28 protein-coding genes and 1 riboswitch are annotated in these 26,613 nt (G+C 34.9%); of the genes, 25 read left to right on the top strand and 3 right to left on the bottom strand.

The features are described 5' to 3' along the window. On the bottom strand, positions 1 to 2,580 hold the full coding sequence (mprF, locus tag MHB70_RS06440) for a bifunctional lysylphosphatidylglycerol flippase/synthetase MprF (protein WP_000010883.1): 2,580 nt from the start codon (positions 2,578 to 2,580) through the stop codon (positions 1 to 3). Between the two features lie 185 nt (positions 2,581 to 2,765). Here mprF and MHB70_RS06445 point away from each other — a divergent pair, with 185 nt between their 5' ends. The 14 genes from MHB70_RS06445 to MHB70_RS06510 all read left to right on the top strand — a co-directional run bounded on the left by MHB70_RS06445 (position 2,766) and on the right by MHB70_RS06510 (position 15,815). After that, a complete protein-coding gene (locus MHB70_RS06445; RefSeq protein ID WP_000583780.1) occupies positions 2,766 to 3,155 on the top strand; it encodes a hypothetical protein in 390 nt (129 codons plus the stop codon). A 22-nt stretch (positions 3,156 to 3,177) separates the two neighbouring features. Beyond that, positions 3,178 to 3,669 (top strand): YpuI family protein, encoded by a 492-nt coding sequence (locus tag MHB70_RS06450; RefSeq protein WP_000067559.1) that lies wholly within the window; start codon positions 3,178 to 3,180, stop codon positions 3,667 to 3,669. Positions 3,670 to 3,774: 105 nt separating this feature from the next. Further along, positions 3,775 to 4,686, top strand: a complete 912-nt coding sequence (locus MHB70_RS06455; protein ID WP_000082676.1) for a superoxide dismutase — start codon at positions 3,775 to 3,777, stop codon at positions 4,684 to 4,686. A gap of 112 nt (positions 4,687 to 4,798) precedes the next feature. Then, entirely contained in the window at positions 4,799 to 5,923 is a 1,125-nt protein-coding gene (gene dacB, locus MHB70_RS06460) for a D-alanyl-D-alanine carboxypeptidase DacB (protein WP_001252633.1), read from the top strand. Continuing rightward, positions 5,916 to 6,512 (top strand): spore maturation protein SpmA, encoded by a 597-nt coding sequence (gene spmA / locus MHB70_RS06465; protein WP_000247802.1) that lies wholly within the window; start codon positions 5,916 to 5,918, stop codon positions 6,510 to 6,512. Before dacB ends, spmA begins: the two co-directional genes overlap by 8 nt. Next, positions 6,509 to 7,039 carry a spore maturation protein SpmB gene (gene spmB, locus MHB70_RS06470; RefSeq protein WP_000029515.1) on the top strand — a complete coding sequence of 177 codons (531 nt, stop codon included), beginning with the start codon at positions 6,509 to 6,511 and terminating at the stop codon, positions 7,037 to 7,039. Before spmA ends, spmB begins: the two co-directional genes overlap by 4 nt. A gap of 289 nt (positions 7,040 to 7,328) precedes the next feature. Then, a complete protein-coding gene (gene rluB / locus MHB70_RS06475; RefSeq protein ID WP_000440550.1) occupies positions 7,329 to 8,057 on the top strand; it encodes a 23S rRNA pseudouridine(2605) synthase RluB in 729 nt (242 codons plus the stop codon). A 106-nt stretch (positions 8,058 to 8,163) separates the two neighbouring features. Continuing rightward, positions 8,164 to 8,685, top strand: coding sequence for a thiol-disulfide oxidoreductase ResA (gene resA, locus MHB70_RS06480; RefSeq protein ID WP_000742208.1), 522 nt, complete (start codon positions 8,164 to 8,166; stop codon positions 8,683 to 8,685). Between the two features lie 121 nt (positions 8,686 to 8,806). Further along, positions 8,807 to 10,432 (top strand): cytochrome c biogenesis protein ResB, encoded by a 1,626-nt coding sequence (gene resB, locus MHB70_RS06485; RefSeq protein WP_000910514.1) that lies wholly within the window; start codon positions 8,807 to 8,809, stop codon positions 10,430 to 10,432. A 14-nt stretch (positions 10,433 to 10,446) separates the two neighbouring features. Beyond that, positions 10,447 to 11,604, top strand: a complete 1,158-nt coding sequence (resC, locus tag MHB70_RS06490; protein ID WP_000250098.1) for a cytochrome c biogenesis protein ResC — start codon at positions 10,447 to 10,449, stop codon at positions 11,602 to 11,604. A 303-nt stretch (positions 11,605 to 11,907) separates the two neighbouring features. Further along, complete coding sequence (gene resD, locus MHB70_RS06495) at positions 11,908 to 12,624, top strand: DNA-binding response regulator ResD (protein WP_000426665.1); 717 nt, start codon at positions 11,908 to 11,910, stop codon at positions 12,622 to 12,624. Further along, a complete protein-coding gene (gene resE, locus MHB70_RS06500; protein ID WP_000964658.1) occupies positions 12,624 to 14,399 on the top strand; it encodes a sensor histidine kinase ResE in 1,776 nt (591 codons plus the stop codon). Before resD ends, resE begins: the two co-directional genes overlap by 1 nt. Positions 14,400 to 14,535: 136 nt before the next feature. Continuing rightward, the gene (locus tag MHB70_RS06505) at positions 14,536 to 15,117 is read left to right on the top strand and encodes a cob(I)yrinic acid a,c-diamide adenosyltransferase (protein WP_061530159.1); all 582 of its coding nucleotides are present in this window, start codon (positions 14,536 to 14,538) and stop codon (positions 15,115 to 15,117) included. A gap of 83 nt (positions 15,118 to 15,200) precedes the next feature. After that, entirely contained in the window at positions 15,201 to 15,815 is a 615-nt protein-coding gene (locus tag MHB70_RS06510; protein ID WP_000866135.1) for a peptidoglycan DD-metalloendopeptidase family protein, read from the top strand. Between the two features lie 28 nt (positions 15,816 to 15,843). Here the strand turns inward: MHB70_RS06510 and MHB70_RS06515 are convergent, their stop codons facing one another. Next, entirely contained in the window at positions 15,844 to 16,530 is a 687-nt protein-coding gene (locus tag MHB70_RS06515; protein WP_000710843.1) for a hypothetical protein, read from the bottom strand. Positions 16,531 to 16,778: 248 nt separating this feature from the next. Beyond that, positions 16,779 to 16,918, top strand: a riboswitch (FMN riboswitch). Positions 16,919 to 17,080: 162 nt separating this feature from the next. Here MHB70_RS06515 and MHB70_RS06520 point away from each other — a divergent pair. After that, positions 17,081 to 17,659, top strand: a complete 579-nt coding sequence (locus tag MHB70_RS06520) for an ECF transporter S component (RefSeq protein ID WP_000810844.1) — start codon at positions 17,081 to 17,083, stop codon at positions 17,657 to 17,659. A 123-nt stretch (positions 17,660 to 17,782) separates the two neighbouring features. Here MHB70_RS06520 and MHB70_RS06525 read toward each other — a convergent pair whose 3' ends face one another. Beyond that, entirely contained in the window at positions 17,783 to 18,031 is a 249-nt protein-coding gene (locus MHB70_RS06525; protein ID WP_001151993.1) for a ferredoxin, read from the bottom strand. Positions 18,032 to 18,329: 298 nt separating this feature from the next. Here MHB70_RS06525 and MHB70_RS06530 point away from each other — a divergent pair, with 298 nt between their 5' ends. The 10 genes from MHB70_RS06530 (at position 18,330) to MHB70_RS06575 (ending at position 26,606) form a co-directional block, all read left to right on the top strand. Further along, on the top strand, positions 18,330 to 19,391 hold the full coding sequence (locus MHB70_RS06530) for a helix-turn-helix domain-containing protein (protein ID WP_001176982.1): 1,062 nt from the start codon (positions 18,330 to 18,332) through the stop codon (positions 19,389 to 19,391). Beyond that, on the top strand, positions 19,381 to 20,910 hold the full coding sequence (locus MHB70_RS06535) for a RecQ family ATP-dependent DNA helicase (protein ID WP_000762984.1): 1,530 nt from the start codon (positions 19,381 to 19,383) through the stop codon (positions 20,908 to 20,910). Before MHB70_RS06530 ends, MHB70_RS06535 begins: the two co-directional genes overlap by 11 nt. Further along, the gene (locus MHB70_RS06540) at positions 20,910 to 21,473 is read left to right on the top strand and encodes a CPBP family intramembrane glutamic endopeptidase (RefSeq protein ID WP_001025773.1); all 564 of its coding nucleotides are present in this window, start codon (positions 20,910 to 20,912) and stop codon (positions 21,471 to 21,473) included. Before MHB70_RS06535 ends, MHB70_RS06540 begins: the two co-directional genes overlap by 1 nt. Before the next feature lie 22 nt (positions 21,474 to 21,495). Beyond that, positions 21,496 to 21,975: a LysM peptidoglycan-binding domain-containing protein gene (locus tag MHB70_RS06545; RefSeq protein ID WP_001231536.1), complete on the top strand. Its 480-nt coding sequence runs from the start codon at positions 21,496 to 21,498 to the stop codon at positions 21,973 to 21,975. A gap of 67 nt (positions 21,976 to 22,042) precedes the next feature. Next, positions 22,043 to 22,819, top strand: a complete 777-nt coding sequence (locus MHB70_RS06550; protein ID WP_000637912.1) for a metallophosphoesterase — start codon at positions 22,043 to 22,045, stop codon at positions 22,817 to 22,819. After that, complete coding sequence (locus tag MHB70_RS06555; RefSeq protein WP_001142655.1) at positions 22,819 to 23,694, top strand: MerR family transcriptional regulator; 876 nt, start codon at positions 22,819 to 22,821, stop codon at positions 23,692 to 23,694. Before MHB70_RS06550 ends, MHB70_RS06555 begins: the two co-directional genes overlap by 1 nt. 77 nt (positions 23,695 to 23,771) lie before the next feature. Continuing rightward, the gene (locus tag MHB70_RS06560) at positions 23,772 to 24,380 is read left to right on the top strand and encodes a genetic competence negative regulator (RefSeq protein WP_001235404.1); all 609 of its coding nucleotides are present in this window, start codon (positions 23,772 to 23,774) and stop codon (positions 24,378 to 24,380) included. A 321-nt stretch (positions 24,381 to 24,701) separates the two neighbouring features. Beyond that, positions 24,702 to 25,988 (top strand): NAD-specific glutamate dehydrogenase, encoded by a 1,287-nt coding sequence (gene gudB, locus MHB70_RS06565; protein WP_000225171.1) that lies wholly within the window; start codon positions 24,702 to 24,704, stop codon positions 25,986 to 25,988. 78 nt (positions 25,989 to 26,066) lie between these two features. Further along, positions 26,067 to 26,276, top strand: coding sequence for a hypothetical protein (locus MHB70_RS06570; RefSeq protein ID WP_000426777.1), 210 nt, complete (start codon positions 26,067 to 26,069; stop codon positions 26,274 to 26,276). A gap of 93 nt (positions 26,277 to 26,369) precedes the next feature. Continuing rightward, the gene (locus MHB70_RS06575; RefSeq protein ID WP_002038314.1) at positions 26,370 to 26,606 is read left to right on the top strand and encodes a DUF3961 domain-containing protein; all 237 of its coding nucleotides are present in this window, start codon (positions 26,370 to 26,372) and stop codon (positions 26,604 to 26,606) included. Positions 26,607 to 26,613 lie beyond the last annotated feature (7 nt).

Here is a 26,613-nt window from a genome sequence, read left to right on the forward strand (position 1 = left end):
TTAGCTGTTTTTTCTTTTTCCTATTAGTTTTGTTACAGAGAGCATCGTAATTGGTAAAGAATGATTCTTCCTAAATGCTAAATATTTACCGCTCCATGCTGGTTTGTATTTCTCTTTAAAATGTCGTAATCCGCTGAAACTATACGTATAACGAACGTTATTAAAGATTGCAGCAGCAACTCTTTCAGACCAAAATGATTGTGTTGATAACCCAACATTGGAAAGTGGCGCCATACCAATATTAAAGGAGTGATATTCATTTTCTTTTGCCCATTGGAATAAGTGGATGAAAATTGCGTCCATAATTCCACTAGGTGCATCTGGATAATAGCGCATTAAATCAACAGACAATGATCCGTTTTGATATACGGGCATAAAGGTTGTGAATGCGATAATCTTTCCATCCGCATCAGATAATGTAGCGATAGGAGCACGGCTAATATATTCACGATCGAAGTATCCGAGTGAAAAACCTTTCTCTTTTTTTCCACCGAGCCATGCATCAGAAACTTTCCGTAACTCTTCGAATAATTCGTCTGAGAATGGCGGCTGATGAATAGAGAATGTATAGCCTTCTCTTTCAAAACGATTGAAAGTCGCTCGCATACCAGCGCGTTTCTTTCCTGTTATTGTAAATGTATTTAAATCAACGACAGCTTCTTCACCAAGTTTAAAGAAGTTATAACCAAAATCATGATATAAACTCATCCATTTACTTTCGATTTGATAAAATACACAAATGTATCCGAATCGATCAGCTTCAGCTAAAAACTCTTGCAACACATTACGATAGGAGGAAGGGTTGCCAATTGGATCACCTAATACAACAAGACGTTTTCCAGTTATGGAGAAGAGAAGGAGCGCCTTCCCATCACTGCTAAAGAAGAATTGTTTATCTCCTAAATAACCTAAATGACTAAGTACATTTCCACCGTGTTCATCTAAGAAGTTTTGTAACCTTTTATCATTTGCTGGTTGCCCGGGAAATTCATTTCGATAACGATTGGCAATGAGTGAGCCAATTAGTAAAAAAGTAGGAACGAAAAAGGCAGCTGCTAATGCACTTCGTTTCACTTGGGTAATATTACGAACGACGAAATCAGGTTTAAAAGCTTCTTTTGCACCTGCAAATAAAATACCTAAGTTTTTATATAAATATAACGTTACAAGTAAGAATATAAAAACTTTTACGATATCAGAAAGTGAGACTTCCATTTTCTCGCGTACGAATCTTTTACGAAGCATATATAATACAGCGAGTACGATTAACAAAATAAATGTTTCTTCAATATCAATTCCTTTTAGCGTATTAAAGATAGCGGCTCCAATTAAAGAAATAATTGTCATATAATAAGAACGTTTTGTTCCGTAATATATTCCCCTTGAAAGGATTAGAAGGAGAATACCGAATGTTAGCGATAAGCTAAAAGAAAACTGAATCAGATGCTTTGGAGCTAAAATATGTAAGGCGTGTGCCCGGTTTATACTTGTTGGTAAAATAGTCGATAAAATAACCATTAAGCCAGCAAATACTGTTAAAGCAGCAGATGCCCATGAACCTAATTTCCCTAGAAAGTCACGCTGCAAAGTCCATATAACGCCAGTGGTTTCTAATGCAGGCGCAATAAAAGGTTTATCTTCAAACTTTTTAATGGCCACTCCTGTCATTTCGAAAGCCGCAAAAATGAGACCAAGGCAGAATGGTAAAATGTAATAGACGAGGCGATATAGTAACATAGCAGGCAGTAAAACACCTGTATCAATGCCGTATTGTCCTAGTCCAGTTAAGAAGACAAGGTCAAATGAACCAAGCCCACCAGGGACAAGACTAACGACGCCAGCTAAGGCAGCAATTACATATACACCTAAAAACTTTTGAAAGTCAACTTCAATTCCAAACAGTATTAAAATGACGTACATAACGATACCAGCAGATACCCATTCGACTAATGAAACTAATGAGTATAAAACAGTTGGATTTTTCTCTTCCTCTTCTTGTCCTTCGGTTTGCGTTGTTTTTCTATTTTTAAGTTTAGAAAAGCCGATGTATATAGGGACGAAAAGGGCAAAGAAGATAAGGACAGGCCATAACCACGGTTTTTCATGCAAAATAAATCTTGTGTCTAATATTCCGATAAGACCGAGGAATGAAAGTATGGCTAATCCGTTAATAAAGGCAGTCGTCATCCAGGCAATACTTTTAATAAGTTTTCCATTTTCTTTTATGTATGGACGATAAAGCATTGTTCGTACACCAGCTCCAACGAGGCCACCAAATCCAATAAAACCATTTAAAGTATTCGCAATCCATGAGATACGGAAAATCTTTTGGACAGGTATATCAGCTTTTAAGTAACGAAGCATAACATAATCATAAAAGAACATCGTTGATACAGCGAATGCACCAAGTGTAATTGCTAAAAAGACTCCTCCAGTTGGAATGTTTTTAATTGTATCAATCGCTTCTAAAAAAGAAATGCCCGCTAATTCTTTTTTTGCTTGAAAGAATACAACTGTTAATACAACAAATGGGAAGATAATTTTCCCGATTTGTAAGAAACGTTTCCATGAAAACGACATAAATACAACTCTCCTTGTATAAGAAAACTGAGACAATAATATTATTATGACAAACTTCAAGAAAAATAAAAAGGTAAATTCCTGTATAGGTAAGCTATTTTTTATATAGGTATATTTAAAAGAATATTTCGTTTATCAGAAAGTTAAGTTAAAATGGAGTGAAAGAAGGAAGAGAGGGGAAGTATATGATTATAATAGGTTATGCGGGGCATGAGTTAGAGAAAGCAAAACCTAATACATCAGAAGATTTTTTTAACAGATCTGAAGTGACATATATATTAAATGATAAAGAGAAAACTTTTTCAGTTTTATACGTTCGCTATTTTGAAGAAGTTATACAAGAAATTACTCCTTTTGAAGGAAATCCAGTGTGTAAAGTAGAAGAACAAGACATATATTTACGGGATATTGTAGCGATATGTTGTTTAGTGAAAGATAAGGAGCTCCGTGCGCAAAAACGTTTATATTTAAATAATATAGAAGAATTTCAACAATATTTTGATGAGAGAACAGTGTTGAAAGTACAAGAAATATTGGCTGAATTACATAAAAATAAAAGAATAGAAATAGCGTGAAATGGAAAGGGAGAGGGAAGAAATGTCTAATTTGATGGTTGAAAATCAAACAGAACAAGTTTCTATATTTTTAGAAGATGCGATTACTTTGATAACCAATTATGTAAATTATCATACGTTGCCTTTTTTATTAGAAGAGACACCAGCTGGGAACGAGCAATATTATAAAGGGTTATTAGCATCAATGAGACGTCTTCTCGTTTTTTGCGAAGAAGGACATGATGCATGTTTTGTTTTGCTGAATAGCCAGCCATTTCGAAAAACAGCAGCTGAAAAAATTTTATATAAGATATATCATCAAGTAATTGCAGAGTTTTTTTCCCCGAAGAGTGATCATTGGTATGAAAATAGTCGATCTGCATATACAGGAAAAAATTCTATCGTTTTTCAACAAACACCACCTTCATCTATAGAGAAAGTGATGAAGAATTTAGAAGGTAAATTTCAATTGATGCGTGAAGAACTAGAATATTATGAGACAGATTACCAAACGAAGATGTTACACAAATACTAATTAAGGAAAAGAAGCTAAGGAGACTTAGCTTCTTTTCCTTTTGTACAGTTATATAAGGGATTTTCATTGAATATATTTAAGTGGATAGCAATAAGGAGGTGTAACATGAGTCAGCAAGGTGTATTTACAGATTACTTTCATGAAGTAGAAAGTTGGTGTGAAAGTGTTCTTCACGTATTAGATAGCCGCGCAATGGAAGTGTATGATGTCCATATGCTTGCTTATAAAATTCAGACATTATTAGAGCGTATGAAAGAGCATGAGTACGAAACGGATGCGGAGTTTATGTATGAAATAAGCGATGATGTAGAACATATTCAACATCATCTGCAGGAAGTATTTATGCAAGAAGAGGAATATGAACTATATGAAAGAGGGGATAGTGAACGAGCTGTTCCAATTGGAGGGCATACACTCCCGCCATTACCTTATCCATATAACGCGTTAGAGCCGTATATTTCTAGAGAAATTATGATGTTACACCATGATAAACATCATCGTAGTTATGTAGAAGGGTTAAATAAAGCAGAGAAGATGATGGAGGAAGCGAGAAAAACCAATCAATTTGATTTAATTAAGCATTGGGAACGAGAAGCGGCTTTTCATGGATCAGGACATTATTTACACACGATATTTTGGAATAACATGAAAAAAGATGGTGGTGGAAGTCCAAGAGGGGCTTTTTCACAACAAATTGAACAAGATTTTGGGAGCTTTTTACGTTTTCAAAAACATTTTACGGAAGCAGCCTCTAAAGTAGAAGGTTCGGGCTGGGCGATTCTCGTTTGGGTCCCCCGATCCGGAAGGTTAGAAATTTTGCAGAGTACACTTCATCAATTGTTTACACAATGGGATACGATACCGCTCCTTGTACTAGATGTATGGGAACATGCGTATTATTTACAATACCAAAATCGAAAAGATGAATATATTAAAAACTGGTGGAATGTTGTGAATTGGCCTGATGTAGAAAAAAGATTTGAAACTGCGAAACAAATTGAATGGACACCATATTAGACGCAAATTCTTTGCGTCTTTTTTAATGGGAGCAGAAGGAAGATTTCGTTCATATTTTAAAAGGCCAAGCATACACTTGTACAAAAAGTGCCAAAAGGACGTGGGGGGAAATATGAGACGAATTTGTGTAATCATTACGCTTCTTATTATGTACGCAAGCGTTATGCCGATTCCTACATATGCAAAGATGAACAGTAATGTTAGCGCTCGAAATGCTGTATTAATGGAGCAAAGTTCTGGTCGTGTATTATACGGAAAAGCAGAACATGAGCCACAAAAAATTGCTAGTATAACAAAAATTATGACAGCCTTGTTAGCTGCTGAATCAGGAAAAATGAAAGAAATGGTATCAGTTAGTAATGAAGCAGTCAGGGTGGAAGGATCGGCGATTTATTTAAAACCTGGACAGAAAGTGAAGCTAGAGGATTTAGTATACGGACTTATGCTTAGATCAGGTAATGATGCAGCGCAAGTAATTGCTGAAAATGTAGGAGGGAGTATAGAGGGGTTCGTATATTTAATGAATGAAAAGGCGAAACAAATTGGAATGAAAGATACTCACTTCTCAAATCCTCATGGTTTGGATGGAGATGGCTCTCATTATTCTTCGGCTTATGATATGGCACTGTTAACGAAATATGCAATGGGGAACGAGACCTTTAAGAAAATTTTTGGCACAAAAACGTATAAATCAAATTCATGGGATTATCCGTGGAAAAATAAACATAAGCTTGTGACATCCTATTATGAATTTGCAACAGGTGGGAAAACAGGTTTTACGAAAAAAGCAGGACGAACGCTTGTTACAACGGCATCAAAAGATGGACTAGATTTAATTGTCGTAACTTTGAGTGCTTCTAGTGATTGGGATGATCATATGAATCTATTTGACAAAGGGTTTGAACGTTTTAAGCAAACAAAAGTTTTAGGACAAGGAGCGCTTGCTGAAATAAATGAAAAGAAATATGCCAATCATGTTTATACGAAAAATAGTTTTTCGGTACCGTTAACTGAAGAAGAAAAAAAGAACGTAGTATTAAAAGTTGAACTCGATAAAAGTGCAAAACTTACGGATGGAGTAAAGGTTGGGAAGACGGACATTTATGTTGGTAATGAAAAAGTCGGAGAACGGAATTTATTTTATAGTAAACGGAAGTTAGTAGCTGCAACGGGTATGTACTGGAACAATGTGAAAGAAATTTTTTCTTACATGATAGGTGTTGGGAACGATGGTTAATCTCGTCTGGGCAGCGATGGCGGTCATAGGGATTGTGTATGCCATGATAAACGGAACGATGGAAGAAGTAACGAAAGCTGTATTTGACGGGTCAAAAGATGCGGTAACGATTTGCATAGGACTTATTAGCGTTTTAGTATTTTGGCTTGGCTTAATGAAAATTGCAGAGGAAGCAGGGTTGTTAAAAAAGTTAGTTACACTTTTTATGCCGATAGTAAAAAGGTTGTTTCCAGAAATACCGAAGGATCATCCGTCAATGGGATTTATTCTATCGAATATGATGGCGAACTTTTTTGGACTAGGTAATGCAGCAACCCCTCTTGGTATTAAAGCGATGGAACAACTGAAAGAATTAAATGGAGGAAAGGATTCGGCCAGTCGCTCTATGGTGACGTTTCTAGCATTAAATACATCAGCTATTACTTTAATTCCTACTACCGTCATTTCGATTCGAATGACTTATGAATCAGCAAATCCTACTGAAATTGTTGGGGTAACATTCATTGCACAAGTGCTCTCTATGATTGGGGCAATTTGGATTGACCGCTATTTTTACCGAAGAAGGAGTAGAAAGGGGCGGAAAAAATGAGTATTGTAAATACAATTTCATTATGGGTAATCCCTTGTGTAATTGGTTTTATCCTTTTATATGGCACGATAAAGAAAGTCCCAACGTATGAATCGTTCGTTGAGGGAGGAAAAGAAGGGATTCAAATTGCAGTTTCCATTTTACCGTTTATGGTTGGAATGCTTGTATCCATTTCTATTTTTCGGGCATCAGGTGCTTTAGATGCGATGATATCTGTAATGAAGCCGATGTTAGATTTAATTCATGTCCCAGCAGAAATCGTTCCACTTGCGCTTATACGTCCAATTTCGGGTTCTGCTGGTTTAAGTATTACGACTGATTTAATTGCAACATATGGACCAGATTCGTTTATTGGGAGATTAGCTTCTACGATGCAAGGGAGTACAGATACGACTTTTTATATTTTAACAGTATACTTCGGAGCTGTTGGGATTAGAAAAATGGGGGATGCATTAAAAGTAGGACTTTTTGCAGATTTAATCGGGATTATTTGCTCAATTGTGTTTGTTTCTTTATTGTTTCAGTAATACTATTCATTTTTTAGGCTATTTCGCTTATAATACGTATACGACCACTATTAAGGTGTAGCTTAATAGTGGTTTTTTTATGCAGTATTTTTGACAAAATGATGAACTTTTATTGTGAGAAATATGAAAAATATGGACAATAATAAAGGATAAAAACATGATTTGCCCTTTATATGTTTAATATCATCGCTATGTTGTTTAAGTGAGACGAGGCGAACAGTCGTAAAACGTATGCGGTTGCCAAGTCTTTCTAATGTAAGGTAAGATAAATTCGAGGTGAAAAAAAGAAATGGAACGATTACAAAAAGTGATTGCACAAGCAGGTATTGCATCGAGAAGAAAGGCTGAGGAATTAATTCAGCAAGGAAAAGTGAAAGTTAATGGAAAAATAGTGAAGGAGTTAGGAACAAAAGTAACTCCTCAAGATAAAGTAGAAGTAAATAACATCCCTCTTGAAAAAGAAGAACCTGTTTATTTTTTACTATATAAACCAACTGGCGTAATTTCAAGTGTATCAGATGATAAAGGAAGAAATGTTGTAACAGACTTTTTCCCTGAAATTACACAACGTTTATTCCCAATCGGACGCTTAGATTATGATACGTCTGGCGTATTATTAATGACAAACGATGGGGACTTCGCTAATGTATTAATGCACCCGAGATATAAAGTTGAAAAAACATATGTTGCAAAAATAAAAGGGCCATTAACAGGTGAGAAAATTCGCATGTTAGAACGAGGTGTTACATTAGAAGACGGAAAGACAGCACCAGCAAATGTGAAAATTATTTCTTGGGACAAGCGTAAAGAGATGGCGATTGTACAATTAACAATTCACGAAGGCCGTAACCGTCAAGTACGTCGTATGTTTGAAGCGTTAGACTGTAAAGTAGTGAAATTAAAACGTGAACGTTATGCCTTTTTAGAAGTGGGTAGTTTGCGACCTGGTGATGCAAGAGAATTGACACCACATGAGGTAAAACAATTACGCGCGCTTGCTTCTACAAAGCCAAGATAAGCTATAGAGTTAAAATTTCACCAGTGGAGTGCTCTGCTGGTGATTTATTCAATATAACATTTACAGAAAAGAATACATACCATTTACCGAGGAGAGGGGAGACAAGATGAAGAAAAATCGCTTATTATTTCGTGTTATCATCCTGCTCATTTTAAGCGGTGCTGTAGGATTTACCCTTTATCAAGGGTTTTTCACTGATAAAGAGAAAATGCAAATTGGGAAAGAAGCACCTAATTTTGTTGTGACGGATTTGGAAGGAAAGAAAATTGAATTAAAGGACTTAAAGGGTAAAGGTGTATTTTTAAACTTTTGGGGAACTTGGTGTAAACCTTGTGAAAAAGAAATGCCTTATATGAATGAATTATATCCAAAGTATAAAGAAAAAGGCGTTGAAATTATTGCGTTAGATGCAGATGAAACAGATATTGCTGTTAAGAACTTTGTGAAACAATATGATTTGAAATTCCCAGTTGCCATTGATAAAGGAACAAAAATCATAGGCACATATGGAGTAGGTCCATTACCGACAAGCTTTTTGATTGATAAAGATGGAAAAGTAGTGGAGCAAATTATAGGTGAACAAACGAAAGAACAGTTAGAAGGCTATTTGAAGAAAATTACTCCGTAATAAAGAAAGCCTTTACATAAGAGGTGCATGTCTATAGCGCCTCTGATTTAAAAATTCTGAGTATTGCGGTAACTTGAGGTTAGAATATACAATAGTACATATAGATACAGGGGCGGTGAGAGTGTTGAAAGAAATTAAATGTGAGTGTGGACATGTTAATCCGATAGGAACCATTTTTTGTGAAGCTTGTGGGAAACCATTTGAAAGCAATGAAAATGTAAAACTATTGGATATGCGCTATGAGGGGAGTGCGCGGAGATCTCTCACGCAAACAAAAACGATAGTCGATAAAATTTGGAGCTTTTTCTCTTCTGTAAAAGTAGGTGTATGGCTAATCGTAATAACTTTAGCTGCATCAGCGATAGGAACAATTTTTCCGCAAGAAATGTACATAACGCCAGGAATTGCACCAGCTGAATATTATAAACAGGAATACGGATTTTTAGGGCAATTATACTATCAATTAGGATTTAATAATTTATACGGTTCATGGTGGTACATGATTTTAATTGCTTCTATCGGTACTTCACTTGTGATATGTAGTTTAGACCGTGTTATTCCCCTTTATAAAGCTTTAAAAAAACAAGGGGTAAAAAGACATCCTAGCTTTTTAAAGAGACAAAGATTATACGGGACTGGTACTCCGCAAGATGGTGACTTGGAAAGAGTGCAAAAGAATTTAAAGAAAAGAAACTATAACGTGAAAGTGGAAGACGGAAACGTTTTAGCGGAAAAGGGACGTTTCTCACGTTGGGGTCCATATGTAAATCATATCGGCCTTATTATCTTTTTATTCGGTGCGATGCTTCGTTTTTTACCGAGTATGTACGTAGACGAAGCTCTTTGGTTACGTGATGGTGAAACGAAAGAAGTACCAGGGACGGATGGTCAATACTATTTAAAAAATGAGAAGTTTATAAAAGAAGTTTATGATAAAAGTAAGGATAAGGAAGTTTTTGATGAAGCGATAGACCGTGTTGGGGATAAAATGATTGCGAAAAACTTCCAAACGAATGCAGTATTATATAAAGCGGTAGGCGAAAATATAGCAGGGCAAAAACCGAAATTAGAAAAAGTAAAAGAAGCGGAAATTCGCGTGAATGAGCCATTGAAATTTGATCAATTTGCAGTGTATCAAGTGGATTATAAAGAAAGTGAATTTAAAAGTATGTCCTTCCACTTGCAAAACAAAGAAAATAATCAAAAGTGGGGACCAATTAAAGTAGATTTAGCGAATCCTACAGAAAAATACGATTTAGGAAATGGTTATTCTTTAGAACTATTAAGCTATTTTCCAGATTTTTATTTTGATGAGAATGGAAAACCGAATACAAAAACAAAATTACCAAACAACCCTGCATTCGTATTTAAAATGTTTACGCCTGAGACGCCAGATGGTGAAGTGAGTTTCGTTGGTATTCAGCAAAATATAGAAGCAGATGGAAACAACAAATATAAAATGTCATTTGCAGGTGTTGAAATGCAAAATGCGACAGCTCTAACGGTTAGGAAAGATTTAACGCTTTGGATTCTTGGTATTGGAGGATTTATATTTATGGTTGGTGTCATTCAAGGTATGTATTGGAATCATCGCCGTATTTGGATACAACGTGTTAATGATGAATGGTGGATTGCAGGACATACGAATAAAAATTGGTTCGGTTTAAAGAAAGATATTGAAAGAATACTAGAAGGTACAGCAATTCCACAGCCAAATGATAAAGTAATTGATAAAAAAATTAGTTAAGGTGGGGAAACGATATGGTGCAAATAAGTAGTAACTTTCTCTTTACCGCATTTATTTTATATTTAATAGCAACTCTATTTTTTGGGGGAGCAATTAAAGAAAAGGGTCATAAATGGGCAAATGTAGGAATAACGATTACAATTTTAGGATTTATAGCACAAACAGTATATTTTGTTACAAGGTGGATTGCATCAGGTCATGCGCCAGTTAGTAACTTTTTCGAATTCGGTACGTTTTTCGGTATGATGCTTGTCGGAGCATTTATTGTAATGTATTTTATGTACCGCGTAAGTATAATGGGACTATTTGCATTACCAGTTGCTCTTTTATTAATTGCCTATGCAAGTATGTTCCCGAGGGAAATATCCCCGCTTATCCCATCTTTAAAAAGTAACTGGTTACACATTCACGTGACGACTGCAGCAGCAGGACAAGCAATTTTAGCAATTAGTTTTATTACGGGCGTTATGTATTTATTGAAAAATGTAGATCAATCAACGAGAAGTAAACGTACATTTTGGTTAGAAACGGTAGTGTTCACACTTGTTTGTACAGTTGGATTTATTGCGGTAACGACAGTATTCTCCAGTATGAAATATGAAGCTAAGTTTCAATGGATTGATAAAAATGAACAACAAGTCGAGATGAAGTATAATCTCCCAGCTTTAGTTGGACCACATGAAGGGAAGTTACTGACAGAAAATAAATTAGAACCGACAGTCGAAGTTCCAGCGATTGTAAATGCGAAAAAATTAAATACTGTTATTTGGTCAGTAATAGTTGGAACACTACTTTATGTTGTATTAAGACTTGTTTTACGCAAACGAGTATCAGCGGCACTTCAGCCACTAGTAAAGAATACGAATAGTGATTTACTGGATGAAATCGGATATCGATCTATTGCAATTGGATTCCCAGTTTTCACATTAGGTGCGCTAATTTTTGCGATGATTTGGGCTCAAATAGCATGGACGCGTTTTTGGGGGTGGGATCCGAAAGAGGTTTGGGCACTTATAACGTGGCTCTTTTATGCGGCAGTATTACATTTACGATTATCTAAAGGATGGCATGGGGAAAAATCAGCGTGGCTTGCAGTAATTGGTTTTGCGATCATTATGTTTAACTTTATTGTAGTGAACTTAATCATTGCGGGTTTACATTCATATGCATAGAGAAATAAAATAGGAGAGTGTATGTCACTTTCCTATTTTATTTTTGTCAAATTTTCTTCTTTTTTGAGAAAAACATGACAAAGTAGCGGTTGATTTTGTAAAATGATGTCGAGGACATAATATACTGTTCAAATAAAATACATAGTTTTGGAAAAAAATTGAACAAACTTTATTATTCTTGTGAAGCATAATAGTGGGAAGTGAAACATTTAGAGGAGTGCTTAAATAACCGAGAATAGCGCAACATAATAGTGTAGAAGGGTAGGTGTGAACCGCTGATGTGAAAATATGCAGCGGGTAGAAATGGAAAATGAATTTAGAATTTTAATTGTAGACGATGAGGATCGCATTCGTCGTTTATTGAAAATGTACTTAGAAAGAGAGCAATACACAATTGAGGAAGCAGATAATGGTGATACAGCTTTAGAAATGGCGTTGCAAAATGATTATGATTTAATCTTATTGGATCTTATGATGCCTGGTAAAGATGGTATCGAAGTGTGCAAAGGGGTTCGTGAGAAAAAAGCGACACCAATTATTATGTTGACGGCAAAAGGTGAAGAAGTAAATCGGGTACAAGGATTTGAAGTTGGAACGGATGATTATATTGTAAAACCATTTAGCCCACGTGAAGTAGTGCTTCGTGTGAAAGCGGTGTTACGTCGTGCTGTACCAACAACATTCTTTACACAAGATACAACGACGAAAGATGTTACTGTGTTCCCGCACTTAACAATTGATAACGATGCACATCGTGTTACTGCAGATGGTAATGAAGTGAACTTAACGCCGAAAGAATATGAATTACTATTATTCTTAGCGAAAGCTCCTGATAAGGTATTCGATCGAGAGCAATTGTTGAAAGAAGTATGGCAATATGAATTCTTCGGAGATTTACGTACAGTGGATACGCATGTAAAGCGTTTACGTGAGAAATTAAGTAAAAAATCACCAGATGCTGCGAAGATGATTGTTACCGTTTGGGGCGTGGGTTACAAGTTTGAGGTTGTGAACGACTGATGCTTTGGAGAAGTGTAGTAGGGAAGTTATGGATGACCATATTACTTCTCGTTTCGTTTGTTCTTGGATTTGTTGCGATTTTACTTTCACAGTTTTTTAGAACGTATTATGTTGATATGAGTGAAGCTAGGCTTCAGAAAGTTGCAACAAGTGTTTCAGAGTTAATTGAAGAAGGTGCCGATGTAAAAACGATTGAGAATATCGCGTATAAATTCTCTGACCCACTTTCAAGAATCATTATTGTAGAAGATGGTAAGGAGATTTCATCTTCTCCGAAACAAGAAGGATTAGTTACGCTAACAATAGATGATTTAAAAGAAGATAAAGAATTAGCTGCTGTTTTTAAAGATAAAAAAGAAATTAAAAACAACATAAGAAAAGCTTCTAATAGTAGGAAGAATAAAAATACTGAAAATGATATTATGATTGTCGGAAAACCGGTGCAATCAAAAAATCAAAGTGCAGTGTTCGTATATGAATCTTTACAAGTACCAATACAAGGTATGGAGAGAACGACTGATTTTATTTTCTTATCGGCTGGGATTGCGATTATATTAACAACTTTCTTTGCGTTCTTCTTATCTACTCGAATTACCGCACCGCTTCGTAAAATGCGTGAGGTTGCTTTTGAGGTGGCACGTGGGAAGTTTGATGCAAAGGCCCCTATGGTATCTCAGGATGAAATTGGTGAGCTTGCAACGGCCTTAAATCAAATGGGTAAACAGTTGAAGTTTAATATGAATGCTTTGCAGCAAGAAAAAGAACAGTTAGCTAGTATTTTGAGTAGTATGGCAGATGGAGTTATTACGTTAAATCAAGAAGGTGAAGTCGTAGTTATTAATCCACCGGCTGAAAATTTCTTACAAGTTTGGCAAGAAGAAAAAGAGATAGAGCTAAGTAAAAAACTACCTTCTGAACTTGTGGAACTATTCCATCGCGTTGTAGAAAGTGAGCAACAACAAGTTGTTGAAATTAATTTGCAAAAAGGTAACTACGTAGTTCTTATGACGCCGCTTTACAATCAAACGAAAATTCGTGGGGCTGTAGCAGTGTTGCGTGATATGACGGAAGAACGCCGTCTTGAGAAGATGCGTCAAGACTTTATTGCCAATGTATCACATGAACTTCGTACACCAATGGTCATGCTTCAAGGGTATAGTGAAGCGATTTTAGATGATATTGTGCAAACGAAAGAGGAAATTAATGAGTTTGTTCAAATCATTTATGATGAATCCGTTCGTTTAGGTAAACTTGTAAATGAATTATTAGATTTAGCTCGTATGGAAAGTGGCCACGTAGAGTTACATATTGGTGAAGTAGATATTCATCCATTTGTCGAAAAGATTGGCCGTAAATTCCAAGGGATTGCAAAGGATAAAGAAGTTGAACTAACAGTAGATTTCCAAAGTCCAATTGAACAATATCCGTTTGATGCAGACCGTATGGAACAGGTGTTGACGAATTTAATTGATAATGCAATTCGTCATACGAATGCAGGTGGACATGTTGCACTTGTAATTCATACGGAAAATAATGGTCTTACTTTCGAAGTGCAAGATTCAGGTGCTGGTATTCCAGAAGAAGATATTCCATTCTTGTTTGATCGTTTTTACAAAGCTGATAAAGCAAGAACACGCGGGAAAAAGGGTGGAACAGGACTCGGGCTTGCGATTGCTAAAAATATTGTTCAAGGCCATGATGGGAAAATTTCTGTCTCAAGTGTTGTTGGAGAAGGAACTACATTCTCTGTATATTTGCCGAATCGTATAATTTAGATATATGTTTTTAAAGTTAATAATAAATAAAGTTCTACTGTTTTTTATTTTTTTGTAAAATCAATTAAATAAATTATAGTAGAACTTTTTTCTATCTTAGTCGAATTAAGAATATCGAGAGAGGTGCTGTGAAGAAATGAAATTATATACGAAAACAGGAGATAAAGGGAAAACAAGTGTAATAGGTGGCAGGGTGGATAAAGATAATATTCGTGTAGAAGCATATGGCACGATAGATGAGGCGAATTCTCATATTGGATATGCGATGACTAAGCTACAAGGCGGGGCATTTGGAGATGTTTACAATGACCTTGAAAATATTCAACATGAACTATTTGATTGCGGGGGAGATTTGGCGATAGTGGAGGAGAAAATCCCTTATAAAGTAACGATCGAAATGGTCGAAAGCTTGGAAAGAAGGATTGATTTGTATATAGAAGAAGCGCCACGATTAGAACGCTTTATTTTACCAGGTGGTAGCGAGGCATCGGCTACCATTCATATTGCACGTACTGTTGTAAGAAGAGCAGAGCGCTCTATCGTGTCGTTGAAAAAAGAAGTGGAAATAAATGAAGTTGTTCTAAAGTATGTAAATAGATTATCTGATTATTTGTTTGCAGTAGCTAGAGTAATAAATACTCGATTACAAGTAAAAGATGTGGAGTATAACCGTAGCGCATTAGTTTTTCGTGATAAGAAAGAGAAGGAAGTGGAGTAATTCACTTTCTTTTTTGTATACTTTTTTCTGTAATATACCAAAATAGAGAAGGTATGGTGGTAATTAGAAAACGGAGGATGTATATGAAAGTGTTAAAATGTAGCGTCATGTTATTGACTGTACTGTTTTTATCTCAATTACATGTTTACGCAGAAGAAAATCGATGGACATGGCCTGTGGAAGGACAGATAAGTGATTATTTTGGGACAAGGCATGGAAAACACTACGGTATTGATATAGCTGCACCGATCGGAGTACCTGTGGCAGCTATTCAAGATGGTAAGGTGACAAAGTCTTATTATTCAAATAGTTATGGGAACGTTGTATTTATTAAACATGGAGAATATGAGGCTGTGTATGCACATTTAAATAAGAGACACGTAGTTCAAGGGGATTATATTTCAAAAGGAGAAATAATTGGAGAAGTAGGAAACACAGGAGAATCACGAGGTGCACATTTACATTTAGAACTTCATCAAGGAAGATGGACGATGGCGAAAAAGAATGCAATGAATCCATTACTTGTTTTAAATGAACAAAGAAATGAAGTTGTTTCTTCCTCATTATATGTTGTACAAAAAGGGGATACTTTAGTTAATATTGCAAGGAAATTTAGTATGACACTTAAGGAAATAAAAGCAAAAAATGGATTGCAGCAAGAGCGAATTTATCCAAATCAACAATTATACGTAAAGTAAAGAAGAGCTAGTTTAACTAGCTCTTCTTTTACCAAAAAATAAAGACACATATAAATCCAGAAATAGCTAAGTAGCTATATAAGTAAAAAACTTTTGTTCTTGTTTTTTCTTTTGTTCGAAACAGTACAATAGTCGGTTCAATTAAACCGATTGTCAAACAAAGTAAGCCAAGAAGCATACAACCAATCGAAAGAGAGTACAGGGCGATTTGTGGTGCTTGAAATGGAATCATCCATTTTAATAAAAATGCAATAAGTGCAGTGTAACAAATGCTGCCGATGTATTTATTCAACGGTGTATTAGAACGAAAACCAGGAAGTTTTTTTAAGAAAGAGCGAGAAACAACTTCTGTTTGTAAAGATGTATGCTCTTCGATAATTTTTTGAGCTTCTTTTCCTTTTTGGAAAAGGGATAATATCCAGTTACGCTCACCTTGAAAAATAAATTGAGAAGTTGTCAAATAGTGATCAACCTTCACTTTATTCCAACTCTTCCATGGATGACGCTCGCACAATTTTAATTTACTTTCTGTTTTTTTATCATACTGATAAATACTGATGCCATCTTCATCGAAAGCAGCATAGTATGTCTCGCTTGAGAATGTGCCTAAATCAATTGGACAGTAGAAAAGTAATTCTTTTTTTAAGTAAAAGTATTCTTTTCTTAAGTTTTTTTTCATTGCTTCTCGAATAGAGTGTCTTTTATCTTTCTTCATGACATTTCCTCCATAACTCAGAAAATGTTCTTATCTTAACAATTCAACATCTTATCACTTTTCATTATATATGACTAGGGAATTCAAAAGAGAAATGCCTAATAATAAAAAATATGGGGTGTATTGTAAAATATTTTGCAATTATTAATGGGTTATAAAAAATAAATAACTAATTTTAAATAAGTTACAATTTTTTAGTTCACAATGTTATTAGGTTGTTGTATAATGAAGGGGAAAATAGAATATCGGTCTATCTTCGGGGCAGGGTGAAAATCCCGACCGGCGGTGATGAACTATTTATGATTTCGTTCTAAGCCCGCGAGCCGTTAAGGCAGGATTTGGTGTGATTCCAAAGCCGACAGTATAGTCTGGATGGGAGAAGATGGAGGTTCAAGCGTTCAAAAAAGATAGGAATTTGAACGTCTGTTTGATATGCCTTAAATTCTCCCTTTGTGTAAAACACAAAGGGTTTTTTCATTCTATGAAAAAATAGGCATAGCAGAACCTTTCCACTTTCCATGAGATGATCGATGGAAAAGGAGAGAGAACGATGAAACAAAAAAACAGTGTAGTAAAGATGGTGAGTGTAGCAATGCTAAGTAGTATTGCATATTTACTAATGATGTTGGATTTCCCGTTCCCAGGGCTTCCGCCATTTTTAAAAATTGATTTTAGTGATGTGCCAGCTCTAATTGCTGCAATTATTTTTGGACCAATTGCGGGGATAATTGTAGAGGGAATAAAGAATATTTTACATTACGGGATTCAAGGTAGTTTAGTAGGAGTGCCAGTTGGAGAAATTGCAAACTTTATTGCAGGATGTTTATTTATTGGACCAGCAGCTTTCTTATTTAGAAAGTATCGTACTGTAAAGAGTTTAACGACAGGACTAATGTTAGGGACAATTACAATGGCGCTAATTATGAGTGTATTAAACTATATCATCATATTCCCAGCTTACACTTGGTTTTTAAATGCACCTGCTATGTCTAGTGAGGCTATAAGAACGACTGTTGTAACAGCGATCTTACCGTTTAATTTAATTAAAGGAATTGTAGTAACAATTGTATTTGTAGCATTATTCTCACGCCTGAAAGTATGGGTGTTTGCAAAAATGAAAAATGCATAACATATAAAATAAAACCATTAGTAGTGTGAAACTACTAATGGTTTTTTGTTAAGTAGAATGAAAATAGGGAACAAAAAATGCCCCTCATCAATATGAGGGGCATTTTTTGAAGTTAATAAAAGACTATTCGAATTTTAAAGCGTCGCCGTCAAATGATTCGTCAGCAACTTTAATTGAGTCAGTTGGACAACCTTCGAATGCATCCATCATATCTTCAATTAATACATCTGGAATTTCAACGATACCTTGGTTATCATCTAATGTTACAAATGCAATACCTTCATCATCATAGTCATAAATGTCTGGTGCAGCAGCGCCGCAAGCACCACATGCGATACAAGTATCTTTATCAACGATTGTATATTTTGCCATCTTTTTTCCCTCCTGATAATATGTATGTGAAAAGCTCGCCATAAAAATTATAACCTTATTGTAAAACGGTTTGTAAAACTTTTCAACATAAAATTATAATGATAATGCTTATCAATTAGAGTGTCAACTTATTTTTGAATTATGTCATAAGATTTTCAAAATACGTAAATGTTATTTCGTTTGGTACAATAGAGTATGTACAAGCATATGGTACCGATATGATAAGGTTAATGAGTAACAGTAGACGTTGTAATCATATTGAAAAAGAATTAAGTTAAATTGGAAAGGGGAAGCGGTAATGCAACTACAATATACTTTATTGTATTGTTTAAAACAATTGAATGGCGAAAGGACCGTTTCTTCTATTTATTATTTATTAAAAGGAAAGAGGTCATCGCAAACATTACAAGATGGGAATATGTTTCAAATTTCTTTTTTGTTTGGGATTTATAAATCTTTGAATAGAGCTGATTATGATCAAGAAGTTGCAAAGTTGGTACAAACGGATTTAGTTCAATCTATACATGAAAATACATACGTAGTAACGACTGCTGGTAACATGCAATTAAACAAATGGAAAGATGACTTTGCTTTTCCGACGTGTTTACATGGTTTACACTATGGTGAAATAGGTGAAACGTTTTGGAAGAGATTATCATTAATCGTTCAAACCATTTCGAATTTACAACAGGTGAATACGAAATTTATTCCAATTCAGCAAGATACAGAAATAATGATGTGGGTGAAACGTTTTCTCACTGGAATACCATATATGAGAAGTGAATTGGCTAAAAGGTTGTGGAAGGAGATGTATACTCTTTTACAAAAAAATAAACCATTAGAGGCGACAATCGTAACATATCGCTTAACGGGCTATAAACGCATCGGTTGTACGTTGCAACAATTAGCGGAAATTACGAAACAAGATGTATTTCGAGTGTATTTTTTATTTTGGGGTACAATTCATTTCATTATTCAAGAAGTTCGTAATAAAGAAAGTGAGTTTCCGTTATTAGCTGAAATTATATCTTATCCAAATGAGAAGGCTGATTTATTTAGCATATCTACGAAAAAAACATATAATCTTTGGAGACAAGGACGCTTTCTGGAAGAAATAGCAACAATTCGGAATTTGAAGGTTGCAACGATAGAAGATCATTTTGTAGAAATCGCTTTACGAGAAAAAGAATTTTCAATTGAGATGTTTATGGAGAAAGACAAAATAGATAAAGTAAAAGAAGTAATTGAGACATTACAAACACGTAAGTTACGTGTCTTGAAACAAGCGGTTGGGGAAGAGATATCTTATTTTGAAGTCCGTCTTGTATTGGCACGGATGGAGGGTATAAATGAAACTTGAGGAATATTTATATAAGTGGTTTGGATATTCTGAATTTCGTCAAGGACAAAAAGAAGTTATTACAGACTTATTAGAAGGAAAAGATGTTATAGCGATGCTTCCGACTGGAAGAGGGAAATCTATGTGCTATCAACTCCCAGGGCTAATGCAAGAAGGAACAGTGCTTGTTGTATCACCACTATTATCTTTAATGGAAGATCAAGTTACACAATTAAAGTATGTTGTGAAAAATCGAGTGATTGCATTTAATAGTTTTCGGACATTAAGTGAAAAAAGAGAAGCGATGAAAAAATTGGCTTTTTATAAATTTATTTTTGTGTCTCCAGAAATGTTGCAATCGGATTTATTAATAAGAGAATTGAAGAAAATTCATATTTCAATGTTTGTTGTGGATGAGGCCCATTGTATTTCGCAGTGGGGGTATGATTTTAGACCGGATTATAAAAAATTAAACGTAGTAATTGAGAACATTGGATCTCCTACGGTACTAGCATTAACAGCGACAGCGACAAAGGATGTACTGCAAGATATAGCAGAGAGTTTAAGTTTAAAGAATGTCTCGCAGCATGCATACTCTATTGATCGTCCAAATATTGCAATGGAAGTGCAATTTGTAGAGACGATAGAAGAGAAGAAAGAAGCACTTTTGGAACATGTGATGTATTTACAGGGGCCTGGGATTGTATATTGTTCAAGTAGAGCATGGACAGAACGTTTAACGGAATATTTAAGAGGAAAAGGCTGTACTGGTGTGGCTTTTTATCATGGTGGTATGGAACATGAAGAGCGTATGTTAATTCAGCAGCAATTTATGAATGATCAATTGCAAATTGTAATATGCACAAGTGCTTTTGGTATGGGAGTAAATAAGTCGAATACGAGATATATTATTCATTTCCATTATCCGACTAATATAGCTTCCTACTTGCAAGAAATCGGAAGAGCTGGAAGAGATGGCGAACCGAGTATAGCCTTTTTATTATGTAGTCCGTTGGATCACGATTTGCCAATTTCAATTATTGAAGATGAATTGCCAAGTAAGTCGCAAATACAATTTTTATTTTCTTTACTACAAGAAAGAATGTTTCAAACGAAAGAATTACCAATAGAAGATGTAGAAGAAATTTGTTATAATGCAGCAAGATTTAATGAACAATATTGGCGTTTCATCCGCTATCATCTCGAACGGCTTGGGATCATACAACGGCGAAAACTAATATTAGAGAGCTTGTCAGATGAAATCATGAACAGATTAATAGCTGAAGTAGAAATAAGATTGCGTAATAAATATAGTGAGCTAGAAAACATGAAGTCATGGATACAAGTTAAAGGATGTAGGCGTGAATATGTACTTCAACAGTTCGGTTATAGAAAAGAGACAGAGTTGAAAAATTGCTGCGATTATTGTGGTATTACAAAAACGGAGTATAAAAAAAGACGAGCGCAACAATCCGATTTCGACTATAATTGGGAAACAGAGTTACAAAAGCTTTTCGGCCTAGAAAAGATGGAGGAATGATGAACATTCAAAGGCATAATGTTGAAGATATGAGTCCGAAAGAAATAAGGCTGAATCTGTATATAACACAGCTAATTATTATTGGTATTGGTTGTTTGCTAGCATATATATTATTTCGAGATACAAAAGAAGTTTTTAGTCTTTGGAAGTGGGAACCTGTACGAATACTTATAGTAGGTAGTTTATTAGCGATTGGTATTGTGTTATTAGATTATGTTGCAATGCGAGTATTTCCAGAGTCTTGGTTTGATGATGGTGGTATTAACGATAAGATGTTTCAAGGAATGTCAGTTATGCATTTACTCGTTATTACGTTCGTTATTGGCTTTGCAGAAGAATTTTTATTTAGAGGTGTAATGCAGACTCATTTCGGAATTATAATAGCAAGTTTAGTATTTGCAGTCTTACATATTCGGTATATAACAAAGCCATTTTTGTTTTGTTTCGTCTGTTTTATTAGTTTTGTCTTTGGTTATGTATTTGAATGGACAGAGAATTTATTTATAACAATCTTTGCACACTTTCTTGTTGATTTTATAATGGGACTCCAACTAAGAAAATAAATGGAAGGTGGTGGTGAACAACATGAGGAAACGAATTCCTGATTTTGAAGAGGAATTAGAAGTTGAGCAAGTGGAAGAAGATGAAAGTTTACCGCCGCGAAGTGAACTTCATAGAAATAAAGAGAAAAAGCAAAAGTTTAAAATGAATCACATTTTTGTCCGAGTATTAACGTGTCTATTCATATTACTACCAATTAGTATTTTATGGTATACGGATAAATATATTCAGGTGAAAAGTGATAGTAGTAATGCTGGTAAAAGTGCGTTTGAAGTAATTTTTTTTGATTCAGCCAAATCTGAAACTCAGAAACAATCTGAGAAGGTGGTAACGCATACTGTGAAAAAGGGAGAAACTTTAGAAAGTATAGCGAAGCAATATTTTTCAGATGAAAGTGGGATTGAAGTTATTAAAAAGTATAATAACTTAGAAGAAGATGAAGTGAGTGCAGGTCAAGAATTAAAAATTCCGATAAAAGATAAGTCCGTAAAACAAGAGAGCTAGTAAATTAAGCAATTCGTAGCTTGTTATAAAAACTGAGGATTATCTTTATGAGTAGGGGAGTAAAAATATGATATGGATTACAATATTAAGTACTCTCATATGTATAGGTATAATATTTCTTCTTGTAATGTATAAAGAAGCGATGCGTAATACGGTATTGGAACATACTTTAGAATTTAAAGAATTCCCGCAAAGTTTTCAACAGATGAATATGTTTTTTATTTCTGATATTCATAGAAGAGTCGTTTCAGATTCGTTAATTGAGCGAATAAAGGGAAAAGTAGATCTCGTTATTATTGGTGGTGATTTAGCGGAAAAGGGCGTACCTTTATCAAAAATCTCTGCAAATATTCAAAAGTTAAGAGCGATAGCTCCTGTATATTTTGTATGGGGAAATAATGACTATGAGATTGAATACCATGAATTAGATGCGTTGCTATTAGAAAATAATGTAAAAGTTTTAGATAATACAAGAGTTGTATTTGAATCTGAGTTAGGAGAGAAAATTTGCTTACTCGGTGTAGATGATGTTGGATTGGAACGTGATCGTTTAGACTTAGCATTGGCTGATTGTAAAGAAGAGGGATTTCGTATTTTAATTAGTCACAACCCTGATATAATAAAAAAAATGTCTGGAAAAGAACAAATTTCACTTGTGTTAAGTGGACATACACATGGAGGACAGATTCGATTATTCCCATCTGAAAAATATTTAAAAGGTGGCGTATATAATCATTCAAATACGACTCTCTTTGTTAGTAATGGATACGGAACAACATTGATTCCACTTCGTTTTCGAGCACCTGCTCAAACACATATTATTACGTTATGTGGAGGGAAATGATGCCAACTCTAAATGGAAAATATAATATAAAAGCTGTTTCGAATATTATTGGAGTTCAACCGAGTACGCTTCGTGCATGGGAAAGGCGATATCAGATTATTGCCCCAAAGCGGAATCAAGCTGGGCATCGATTATATACAGAAGAGCATATTCGAATTTTGAAATGGTTAATGGAGAAGGTTTCTTCCGGTATGATGATTGGACAAGCAGTGCAGTTATTAGAAGGGAATCGTTTGCAGAGTAATGCCCAAAAAGAAATACATTACGATAAAGAAGTTGTTTTAGTGGACGATTTACTACAAGCTTTGTTAGAATTTGATGAAATTACAACTTCTGCATTAATAAATGAGGCTTTTAGTATTTATTCAACAGAAAAAGTTATCACCGGTATTATTCTTCAAGTGACAAACAAATTGTTGACACTAAAAAATAACAATGAGATTGCAATGACGCAATTCCAATATGCCGTATCATTTTTACAAACTCGTCTAGGAATGGTGTATCATAATGCTTCAACGTTTTCTTCCATACACAAAGTAATTGTGTTAGAAAATAATACATTGAAAGGATTTATTTTCTCAATGTATTTACGTTTAAAAGGATATGAGGCGATACATATTAGGACAAGTTTAGAGGGAGATGGCATGTTATTAGCGGTTGAGCAAATACAGCCAAAACATTTATTTGTCTCTTTTGAAAATGGCCTAGAACTGAAAAGGGCGATGAATGTTGGGGATTTATTGCAAGAAAAAAATGAGAACCTTTCTGTTGGGGTTATAGGGGAAATAAGCGCTCGAGATCAGTTGAACATTCAAACAATCCTAATCGGCGATACGAAAGAAGAATGGGATGAATGGTTAAAAATGTTAGAATAGTTGTTCGGAAAGAACCATCTATTTTCTATTTCATATAATAAAAATTAGATTCAATGGTTACGTAGGGAGGGTATGAGATGAGGCTGGAACGATTAAATTATAATAAGATAAAAATTTTCCTAACATTTGATGATTTATCTGAACGAGGATTAACGAAAGAGGATTTATGGAGAAATGCACCGAAAGTACAGCAACTATTTCGTGATATGATGCAAGAAGCAAATAAAGAATTAGGATTTGAAGCAGATGGTCCGATTGCAGTTGAAGTATTTTCTCTACAAGCACAAGGCATGGTTGTAATAGTAACGAAGGAAAATCAAGAAGTGGATACAGATGATGAGTTCCGTGACGAGTTTATTGAAATGCAAGTGACTCTAGATGAGAGCGAGCACATACTTTATGAGTTTGCTACACTAGACGACGTAATTAACCTGTCGAATCGCTTATATAACCTTGGTGTAACTGGCGGAAAGTTATATACATGGGATGGGCGTTTCTATCTTTGGATGGAAGAAGAAGAGCAAATACAATTATTGAAGGCGGATTTTATAGCTATTTTAGCAGAATACGGTAATCCGTCTACGGCAACCATTTACCGTGTAATGGAGTATGGTAAAGAATTAATGGCTTCTCAAGCAATTGAACAAGTATACAATTACTTTGTGAAAAAGCAAAACCTCAGCTAATATAACATAGCTGGGGTTTTGCATTTTATTTGGATAAGAGGAGTAAGGCTAGGGTCAATTATAAATATTTAAACAAACGTTTTCTTAATTAAATATACCGTTTCGCGACGCTGTATTCGAGTGAGATAAAAAATATTTAAATATTTAAGTATTTTACTTTTCTAAAAGCAATAAAAGGACTATAATAATAGTGAAAACGCTTGCAATACGAAATAAGTTGTATATATTTGTTAGCGTTTTCTATTGCATTCCAAATTTAACGGTGTATACTAGGCAATGAAGGTTTACTAAACAAGTGAAATTACAGGGGGTTTACTTACTATGGTAGCCGAAAAGGGAACTCAAACAAAAACACAACAACAAAGGGAACAACATTTTGAACTATTGAATTCGACACAAATTGTTATTAGTGAAGCATTAGAAAAATTGGGTTATCCAAACGAAGTATATGAATTATTAAAAGAACCAATTCGTATGATGACAGTGAAAATACCAGTTCGTATGGATGACGGGACTGTTAAAATATTTACAGGATATCGTGCGCAACATAATGATGCTGTTGGTCCAACGAAAGGTGGAATTCGCTTCCATCCGAATGTAACAGAAAATGAAGTGAAAGCACTTTCGATCTGGATGAGTTTAAAATGTGGTATTGTTGATTTACCGTATGGTGGAGGTAAAGGTGGAATTATCTGTGACCCACGTGAAATGTCATTCCGTGAATTAGAAAGACTAAGCCGCGGTTATGTACGAGCAATTAGCCAAATCGTTGGTCCTACAAAAGATATTCCGGCTCCAGACGTATTTACAAACTCTCAAATTATGGCATGGATGATGGATGAGTATAGCCGTATTGATGAATTTAATTCACCAGGATTTATTACAGGTAAGCCACTTGTATTAGGTGGATCACACGGACGTGAAACAGCAACAGCGAAAGGTGTAACAATTTGTATTCGCGAAGCTGCAAAAAAACGCGACATTGATATTAAAGGTGCGCGTGTTGTTGTTCAAGGGTTCGGTAATGCGGGTAGCTTCTTAGCTAAATTTATGCATGATGCAGGTGCGAAAGTAATTGCAATTTCAGATGCTTACGGTGCATTACATGATCCAAATGGATTAGATATTGATTATTTATTAGACCGTCGTGATAGCTTCGGTACAGTAACAAAACTATTCAATAATACAATTTCAAACAAAGAATTGTTAGAACTTGATTGCGATATTTTAGTTCCAGCTGCAATTGAGAACCAAATTACAGAAGAAAATGCTAATAATATTAAAGCAAAAATTGTTGTTGAAGCTGCAAATGGTCCAACAACTTTAGAAGCAACTAAAATTTTAACAGATCGCGGAATTTTACTTGTTCCAGACGTATTAGCAAGTGCTGGTGGAGTTACAGTATCTTACTTTGAGTGGGTACAAAATAACCAAGGTTACTACTGGACAGAAGAAGAAGTAGAACAACGCTTAGAAAAAGTAATGGTAAGATCATTTGATTCTATTTATGAAACAGCACAAGTTCGTAAAGTGAACATGCGCTTAGCAGCTTATATGGTTGGTGTTCGTAAAATGGCTGAAGCAAGTCGCTTCAGAGGTTGGGTATAATATTATATCGTGAAAAAACGTGATTCCTTTCGAGGGAATCACGTTTTTTTGTTGGAGTATTAGTGTGAGGTGTTGTATATGGAAAATGAAATGATGGAACGAGTAGAACAATTAGAAGAAAAGGTTAAGAGCTTAGAGGGAGAACTCTCAAGAACGATGAAAGCCCGAAAAACAAGTGTCGTTCGGATGTTCGGAGAAGGCTTATTGTTTTTAATATTTGGTGTGGTTGTAGTAGGGCCGATAATCGCTTTTATATTCACGATTATTACTTGGCTTGTTGAAAAATAAAATAAAAAAATAAAAGAACGCTTGTTCTATACGAACAAACGTGCTATACTCTCCTTAGATAAACAAAACGGAAATGATTTTAAGGAGAGATAAATGATGAAAATGACAGTAGACCAAAGATTTATGATGCCAGCAGATGTTGTAGAACGAGTGGAAGTATTACGAAACAAAAAAAGTAAGCGTGGCACATTATTACAATCAGTAAATAAATTTTTCGGCTTAGATACGAAAGAAGATTGTGTTTGGTTTTACGGTTTTTATGGAGTCGCTGTAAGTATTTTGTTATTTATGGTGTTCACATCAAATATTTTCGATTTTCTCTTCGTGTAAGAAATAT

Origin of the sequence: Bacillus sp. FSL M7-1020, from assembly GCF_038050415.1 — a bacterium.
GTDB classification, from domain to species: Bacteria; Bacillota; Bacilli; order Bacillales; family Bacillaceae_G; genus Bacillus_A; species Bacillus_A toyonensis.

Bases quoted from the DNA above. Each gene is read 5' to 3' on its own strand.
- MHB70_RS06520 (WP_000810844.1), top strand. From the start codon at position 17,081: ATGAAACAAAAAAACAGTGTAGTAAAGATGGTGAGTGTAGCAATGCTA.
- spmA (WP_000247802.1), top strand. From the start codon at position 5,916: ATGGTTAATCTCGTCTGGGCAGCGATGGCGGTCATAGGGATTGTGTAT.
- gudB (WP_000225171.1), top strand. From the start codon at position 24,702: ATGGTAGCCGAAAAGGGAACTCAAACAAAAACACAACAACAAAGGGAA.
- MHB70_RS06555 (WP_001142655.1), top strand. From the start codon at position 22,819: ATGCCAACTCTAAATGGAAAATATAATATAAAAGCTGTTTCGAATATT.
- MHB70_RS06455 (WP_000082676.1), top strand. From the start codon at position 3,775: ATGAGTCAGCAAGGTGTATTTACAGATTACTTTCATGAAGTAGAAAGT.
- MHB70_RS06545 (WP_001231536.1), top strand. From the start codon at position 21,496: ATGAGGAAACGAATTCCTGATTTTGAAGAGGAATTAGAAGTTGAGCAA.
- mprF (WP_000010883.1), bottom strand. From the start codon at position 2,580: ATGTCGTTTTCATGGAAACGTTTCTTACAAATCGGGAAAATTATCTTC.
- dacB (WP_001252633.1), top strand. From the start codon at position 4,799: ATGAGACGAATTTGTGTAATCATTACGCTTCTTATTATGTACGCAAGC.
- MHB70_RS06530 (WP_001176982.1), top strand. From the start codon at position 18,330: ATGCAACTACAATATACTTTATTGTATTGTTTAAAACAATTGAATGGC.
- resD (WP_000426665.1), top strand. From the start codon at position 11,908: ATGGAAAATGAATTTAGAATTTTAATTGTAGACGATGAGGATCGCATT.
- spmB (WP_000029515.1), top strand. From the start codon at position 6,509: ATGAGTATTGTAAATACAATTTCATTATGGGTAATCCCTTGTGTAATT.
- MHB70_RS06450 (WP_000067559.1), top strand. From the start codon at position 3,178: ATGTCTAATTTGATGGTTGAAAATCAAACAGAACAAGTTTCTATATTT.
- MHB70_RS06570 (WP_000426777.1), top strand. From the start codon at position 26,067: ATGGAAAATGAAATGATGGAACGAGTAGAACAATTAGAAGAAAAGGTT.
- MHB70_RS06445 (WP_000583780.1), top strand. From the start codon at position 2,766: ATGATTATAATAGGTTATGCGGGGCATGAGTTAGAGAAAGCAAAACCT.
- rluB (WP_000440550.1), top strand. From the start codon at position 7,329: ATGGAACGATTACAAAAAGTGATTGCACAAGCAGGTATTGCATCGAGA.
- MHB70_RS06515 (WP_000710843.1), bottom strand. From the start codon at position 16,530: ATGAAGAAAGATAAAAGACACTCTATTCGAGAAGCAATGAAAAAAAAC.
- resC (WP_000250098.1), top strand. From the start codon at position 10,447: ATGGTGCAAATAAGTAGTAACTTTCTCTTTACCGCATTTATTTTATAT.
- MHB70_RS06575 (WP_002038314.1), top strand. From the start codon at position 26,370: ATGATGAAAATGACAGTAGACCAAAGATTTATGATGCCAGCAGATGTT.
- MHB70_RS06540 (WP_001025773.1), top strand. From the start codon at position 20,910: ATGAACATTCAAAGGCATAATGTTGAAGATATGAGTCCGAAAGAAATA.
- MHB70_RS06510 (WP_000866135.1), top strand. From the start codon at position 15,201: ATGAAAGTGTTAAAATGTAGCGTCATGTTATTGACTGTACTGTTTTTA.
- MHB70_RS06560 (WP_001235404.1), top strand. From the start codon at position 23,772: ATGAGGCTGGAACGATTAAATTATAATAAGATAAAAATTTTCCTAACA.
- MHB70_RS06525 (WP_001151993.1), bottom strand. From the start codon at position 18,031: ATGGCAAAATATACAATCGTTGATAAAGATACTTGTATCGCATGTGGT.
- MHB70_RS06550 (WP_000637912.1), top strand. From the start codon at position 22,043: ATGATATGGATTACAATATTAAGTACTCTCATATGTATAGGTATAATA.
- resA (WP_000742208.1), top strand. From the start codon at position 8,164: ATGAAGAAAAATCGCTTATTATTTCGTGTTATCATCCTGCTCATTTTA.
- MHB70_RS06535 (WP_000762984.1), top strand. From the start codon at position 19,381: ATGAAACTTGAGGAATATTTATATAAGTGGTTTGGATATTCTGAATTT.
- MHB70_RS06505 (WP_061530159.1), top strand. From the start codon at position 14,536: ATGAAATTATATACGAAAACAGGAGATAAAGGGAAAACAAGTGTAATA.
- resE (WP_000964658.1), top strand. From the start codon at position 12,624: ATGCTTTGGAGAAGTGTAGTAGGGAAGTTATGGATGACCATATTACTT.